Here is a 5,785-nt window from a genome sequence, read left to right as displayed (position 1 = left end):
CCCCGCCGGCCGGCGGGGTCAGCGACCAGGGCCGCAGTCCGTCGAAGACCTCCGCCAGGATGTCGAGCAGGTCGAACGAGACCTGCACCGCGCACAGGGCGTCGACGAACACCGGCTTGCGCAGCTCGACGAGCCGGCGGGCGGACGAGATGAACCGCCGGACCGGTTCGAGGTGCGGGTAGAAGGTGTTCACCATGTACTGGGTCCCGGCCCGGCGCGCCACCCGCAGGCAGTCCGCCAGTTCGGTGGGGTGCAGCGGGTGCTCCTGGAGCACGTGCACTCCGCGGTCGAGCAGGGCGCGGGCCAGCTCGGCGCCCCGGCCGCCGCCGACCGCGGTCGACACCACGACACAGGCCGCGTCGATGTCGTCGGGCAGTTCCTCGACGGCGCGGTACAGCGGAACGCCGTACTCCTCGGCCAGGGCGACCGAGCGGTCGCTGCCCCGGGCGACGATGCCGGCCAGCCGGTAACGCTCCGGGGCGGCCCGGGCCAGCGCGGAGAGATACACCTGGCCGAAGCGCGTACCGCACACGACGACCCGCATCGGGCCCGGCCGCACGCCCGTCATCGGGCGTCCGCCTCGGGTGTCGCGATCGCGGCCGCCGTCCGCGTCACGTGCGGGGGCCGGAGGCAGCCGAAGTGGTCGCCCGGGATGTCGACGACCGTCAGGTCGCCCAGGCACACCTCGCGCCAGAAATCGGCCGTGTCGTCCCGCGGACCGGGCAGCAGGGGCCCGGGTCCGGCCGGGCGGAGGAAGGTGATGTCTCCCGCGTACGGCTCGGGCTCGTAGCGCGCCACCGCCTCGACGGTCCGGGCGAAGGCGGTGTGCAGCGCCGCGATCCGCTCCGGGCCGCCGTGCGCCGGGTCGGCGGCGGCGAGCGCCTGGTGCAGTTCCGCTCGCCGTTCGGCGGTGTCCCGCTGCCCGAGGGCGCGGAACCGCTCGGCGACCGACTCCAGCGCCTCGTCGCCCGTCACCTGCCCGAGGGTGCCCGGCGAGCCGGCCGGCGCCGCGGCGAGGGCCCGGCCGACGGCCGTCTCGTCCTCCGGCCAGCCGAGGGCTGCCGGGTCGGCCCCCATCGCCCGGGTGAAGGCGTAGTCCAGCACCAGCTCGTCGTGCGGCGGGTCCGGAACGCGGTGGCTGGAGACGAGGGTCAGCCGGCGCACCGTCACGCCGGCCTCGCCGAGCGCCCGGGCCAGTTCGAGGGCGACCGGGCCGCCGAGGCAGTAGCCGACGATCTCGACGTCGTCGAGTCCGGCGGCCTGCACCTCGCGGGCGTAGCCGACGGCCCGTTGCTCGACCAGGCCGGATGCGGTGAGGCCGGCATGCGGGTCGGTGTCGGGCGCGGCGAGCCCGAACAGCGGTCCGCGGGCGGTGAGTTCGGTGATGAGGGACCGGTGCGGCGCCAGGGTGCCGGTGCCGTCGTGCACGAGCAGCCGCACCGGACCCCGCCCGGAGCCGCCCAGCGGGATCAGCGACGACCGCGGGGCGGTGGCCGCCGGCGTCTGCGGGGTCCGTGCCGGGGCGGCGGTGGACTCCAGCCACTGGGCCAGTCCGGCGACCGTCGGCGTGTCGAGCAGCGCGCGCAGCAGGACGTCGAAGGTGACGTGCGCGGCCTCGGCGACCCGTTCCCGCACCTGGCCGACGAACTGGGCGGCGAGCAGGGAGTTGCCGCCGGCGTCGAAGAATCCCCTCTCCCGACTGGGTGGTTCACCGCCCAGCACCTCGGCCCACAGCTGCGCGAGCCGCTGTTCGAGGCCGGGGCGCGGCGGCTCGGAGTGCTCGGTCCGCGGCGCGCCGGGTGCCGGCGCGGACTCCAGCAGCCGCTTGCGGTCGACCTTGCCGTTCGCGGTCAGGGGCAGCGTCTCGACGATCCGCACCCGCGCCGGGACCATGTGCGACGGCAGCCGTTCGGCCACCCAGCCGATGAGTTCCTGAGGATCCGCGGCCCCGGCCTCCTGCGCCGGGATCACGAAGGCGACCAGGGCCCGCTCGAAGGCGTCGCTGCCCGCCGCCAGCACCACCGGGGTGCCCACCGCCGGGTGCTCGCCGAGCACCGCCTCGATCTCGCCGAGTTCGATGCGGTGGCCGCGGATCTTGACCTGCTGGTCGGCCCGGCCGAGGAACTCGATCTCGCCGTCGGGCAGGTAGCGGCCGAGGTCGCCGGTGCGGTACAGCCGCTCGTCCGTCTCCGGGTGCCGCAGGAACCGCTCCGCGGTGCGCTCGGGGTCGTTGAGGTAGCCCGTGGCCAGGCCGATACCGGCGATGTACAGCTCGCCGGTGACCAGGTCGGGCCGGTCGCGCAGCGCGCTGTCGAGCACATGGAAGCGCTGGTTCGCCAGCGGGGTGCCGTACGGGATGCTGCGCCAGTGCGGTTCGACGGCGCCGATGCGGTGGTGGATCGACCAGATCGCCGCCTCCGTGGCCCCGCCCAGGCTGATCAGTTCGGTGCCCGGGAGGTGCCGGCCGGCATGGGCGGGCAGCGACAGCGGGATCCAGTCGCCCGACAGCAACGCGAGCCGGAGACTCGTGAGTTCGGCGGGCTCGGCGTCCAGGTAGTGCATCAGCATCTGGAGCTGGGCGGGGACCGAGTTCCACAGGGTCACACGGTGCTCGGCCACCATCGCGGCCCAGTGCGAGGGGTCGCCGCGGCGGGCGGGGTCCGGCAGGACCAGGGGGGCGCCCAGGGCCGGCGGGCCGAACAGGTCGTACACGGACAGGTCGAAGCTCAGCGCCGCCAGGCCCAGCACCCGGTCGGACTCGCCGACGCCGAAGCGCTCGTTGATGTCGTGCACGGTGTTGGCGGCGGCGAGGTGGCTGATCATCACGCCCTTGGGCACCCCGGTCGAGCCGGAGGTGTGCATCACGTAGGCCAGTTCCCCGGGTGCCACCGGGCGCTCGTCGGGGACGTCCGCCACCGGGACGGGCCGCACGCCCCCCACGTCCACCGCCCGGACACCGGCGGGCAGTTCACCGGTCACGGGGCCGGTGACGACCGCGAAGCGGGTCCCGCTGTCGGTGAGGATCCGGTCCCGGCGGCTCCTCGGCTGGCCGAGGTCGACCGGGACGTAGACCCCGCCCGCGAGGAGCACGCCGAGCACACCGACGGCCTGGTCCCGGCACTTGTCGATGAGGGCGCCGACGAAGTCGCCGGGGCGGCAGCCCGCGGCCCGCAGCTGCTCGGCCACCCCGGCCGCGCGCCCCAGCCACTGCGCGTAGGTCAGCGAGCCGGCGGGGTCGATCACCGCGACCCGGTCCGGGTTGCGGCGGGCGTAGGCGACGAGCGGTTCGTGCAGCAGGCGGTCCGGCGCGGGCGCCTGAGTGGCGTTCACCGCGGTCCGCACGGCGCGCTGCCGCTCCGGCAGCGGCTGCGGATCGACCGCCGACCACGGCTCGTCCCGCTCCGCCAGCCGATGCAGCAGCCCCTCGAACGCGGCGAACATGTCGTCCACCAGGCCGTCCGGGAAGACGCCCTCCCGCACGTCCCAGTTCATGTCCAGGCCGCCGAACTGGTCGCCCACCTGGCAGTCGATCCACACCTGCGGGGTCTGGCTGATGCCGTACACCGGCCGCGGGTCGCGGCCCGCCGGGGACACCGTGGTGCCGCCGACCCCGATGCTGCCGGTGAAGACCACCGGCAGCGCCGCCGCCTCCCGCCCGCGGCGCCGGGCCAGCTCGCGCAGCACCTCCACGCCGCTGTACAGCCGGTGGTCGAGGTCGTCGAAGACCCGCTCGCCCAGGGCGCGGGCCCGGTCGGCGAAGCTGTTCCTGCCCTCGCGGTCGACGGCCAGCAGGCTCAGCGAGGTGAAGTCGCCCAGGAGCCGGTCGACGTGCGGGTGCAGCGGCATCCGGTTGAGCACGGGCAGTCCCAGACAGAAGCGTTCGACGCTGCTCCAGCGGCCGATCGTCTCCGCGTACGCCGCCAGCACCGCGTTGGCCGGTGTGATGCCGTGGGTACCGGCCCGCGCCTTCAGCGCCTGCCACACGCGCTGGTCCAGGGTGGCCGTCAGACGCCGGAAGCGGGGCGGGGTGGTCGCCGGGTCGTGGTCGTCGCGCAGCGGCAGCACCGGGGCGCCGGGCAGCTCGTCGACGCGGTCCAGCCAGTAGGCGCGGTCGCGCGCGTACCGTTCGGTCTCCCGCAGCCGGCGCTCGGCGAGGACGTAGTCCCGGAAGGTGGCGTCCACCGGGGGAAGTTCGCAGTCGGGCTGCCGGTAGCGGCGGTCCAGCTCGGACAGCACCTGCTGCATGCTGAGCCAGTCGAGCGCCATGAAGTCCACCGACACGTGCAGCACGCTGCGCCCGGTGGCCAGGGTCAGGCGCAGCTCGTGCATGGGGCGCTCGCCCGTGGGGTGCACCTTGTGGGACAGCTCGTCGCGCACTCCGGCGATCGCCTTGCCGACCGTGTCGTCGGGTGCTCCGCGCAGGTCGGCGACGGCGATGGCGGTGTCCCGCAGTTCGGGCAGGACCCGCTGGGTGCCGTCCTCGGAGATGACCGTGCGCAGGGTGTCGTGGCGTCGCACCAGACCGTCCCAGGCCTGCTGGAGGCGCCGCGGGTCGAGGTCCGCCGGGTACTCGAACTCCAGGTAGATGTGGCAGGAGACGCCGCCGTAGTCGAAGGCCGGGTTGCGGCCGAAGAGATAGGCCGACTGGATGTCGGTCAGCGGGAAGGGCTCCTCGCGGGCCTCCGGCCGGTCCTGCCAGATCTTCTCGCCGCCCTGCGGCCGGCCCGGGTCCGGCTGCGCGGCGGTGTCGGCCACGAGGGTGAGGAGTTCCGCCTTGCGGCGGCGCAGTTCCGCCAGCCGCTCGTCGGTCATGGCGCCGCGGGGCGCGCGGAAGCGCAGCTGCTCCCCGTCGCGCCACAGTCGGATACCGGCGCCCCGGAAGTCGTCGAGCAGATCGTTGGCGTTCACACCGCACCCTCTTCGCAGTCGTCCCCGCTGTCCCAGCCGCCGTCCCCGTCGGCCGGCCCTCGGCCGCCGGCCGGGGCGAGCCGGTCGATCAGCGCACCCAGTCCCGCGACGGTCGGGGTGCGCATCACCTCGCGCATGGGCAGCTCGACGCCCCATGCCTCGCGTACCTCGGCGACGAAGCGCGTCGCGAGGAGGCTGTCGCCGCCGAGCCGGAAGAAGTTCTCGTCGCGGCCGACCGAGTCCAGCCCGAGCAGCTTGGTCCACCGTTCGGCGACGAACGTCTCGGTGGCGCCGCGCGGCGGGTCGCCCACGTCGCGGGGCCGGTCGGCGGAGTGTTCGAGCACGGTCCGGATCCGGCGCCGGTCGACCTTTCCGTTGGCGCTGAGCGGCAGTGCCGGCAGCACGGTGAGATGCGCCGGGACCATGTGGTCGGGCAGCCGGTCCGCGGCCCAGCGGCGCACCTGCTCCGGGTCGATGCCGCGAGCGGTCCCGGGCCGGTCGGCGCACAGCAGGATCTCGCCGGTGGCCTCGGTGCGCAGGACCCGCACGTCGTCCAGTCCGGCCTCGGCGCAGGCCCGCGCCCAGCGCTCGGGGCCGTACAGCCAGTCGCCGGCCGGCCGGCCGTCCTCGAACCGTCCCGCGCGTGCCTCCAGCGGCAGCGCGGTGACCAGCGCGAGGGGGGTGGGATACGCGCGTTCGAGGAGGTAGAGGCGGCCGCCCGGGGCGAGCAGCAGGGCCATGGTGGCCACGGCCGTCTCCGGGTCGGGCATCCGGTGCAGGACGTTGTTGGCCACGACGGCGTCGTAGGCGTGGAGGTGCTGCGCGAAGATTCCGGCGGCGCCCTGCACCGCCGTGTCCGTCTCGTGCCCGCGCTCGC

Annotated in this window: 3 protein-coding genes; all 3 read right to left on the bottom strand. The window is 75.0% G+C overall.

Annotation, left to right across the window (positions count from 1 at the left end; all coding sequences use genetic code 11):
- Nucleotides 1-568: Gfo/Idh/MocA family oxidoreductase (locus CCN42_RS38705; RefSeq protein WP_158102197.1), on the bottom strand; the 568-nt coding region annotated here is incomplete at its 3' end.
- Entirely contained in the window at nt 565-4,908 is a 4,344-nt protein-coding gene (locus tag CCN42_RS38700) for a non-ribosomal peptide synthetase (protein WP_169731605.1), read from the bottom strand. The genes CCN42_RS38700 and CCN42_RS38705, both read right to left, overlap by 4 nt.
- Nucleotides 4,905-5,785: phosphopantetheine-binding protein (locus CCN42_RS38695; RefSeq protein ID WP_143662184.1), on the bottom strand; the 881-nt coding region annotated here is incomplete at its 5' end. The genes CCN42_RS38700 and CCN42_RS38695, both read right to left, overlap by 4 nt.

Origin of the sequence: Streptomyces glaucescens (assembly GCF_002154375.1) — a bacterium.
GTDB classification, from domain to species: domain Bacteria; phylum Actinomycetota; class Actinomycetes; order Streptomycetales; family Streptomycetaceae; genus Streptomyces; species Streptomyces glaucescens.
Note: the sequence above shows the minus strand (reverse complement) of the source record. Positions and strands in the feature narration are given on the sequence as shown.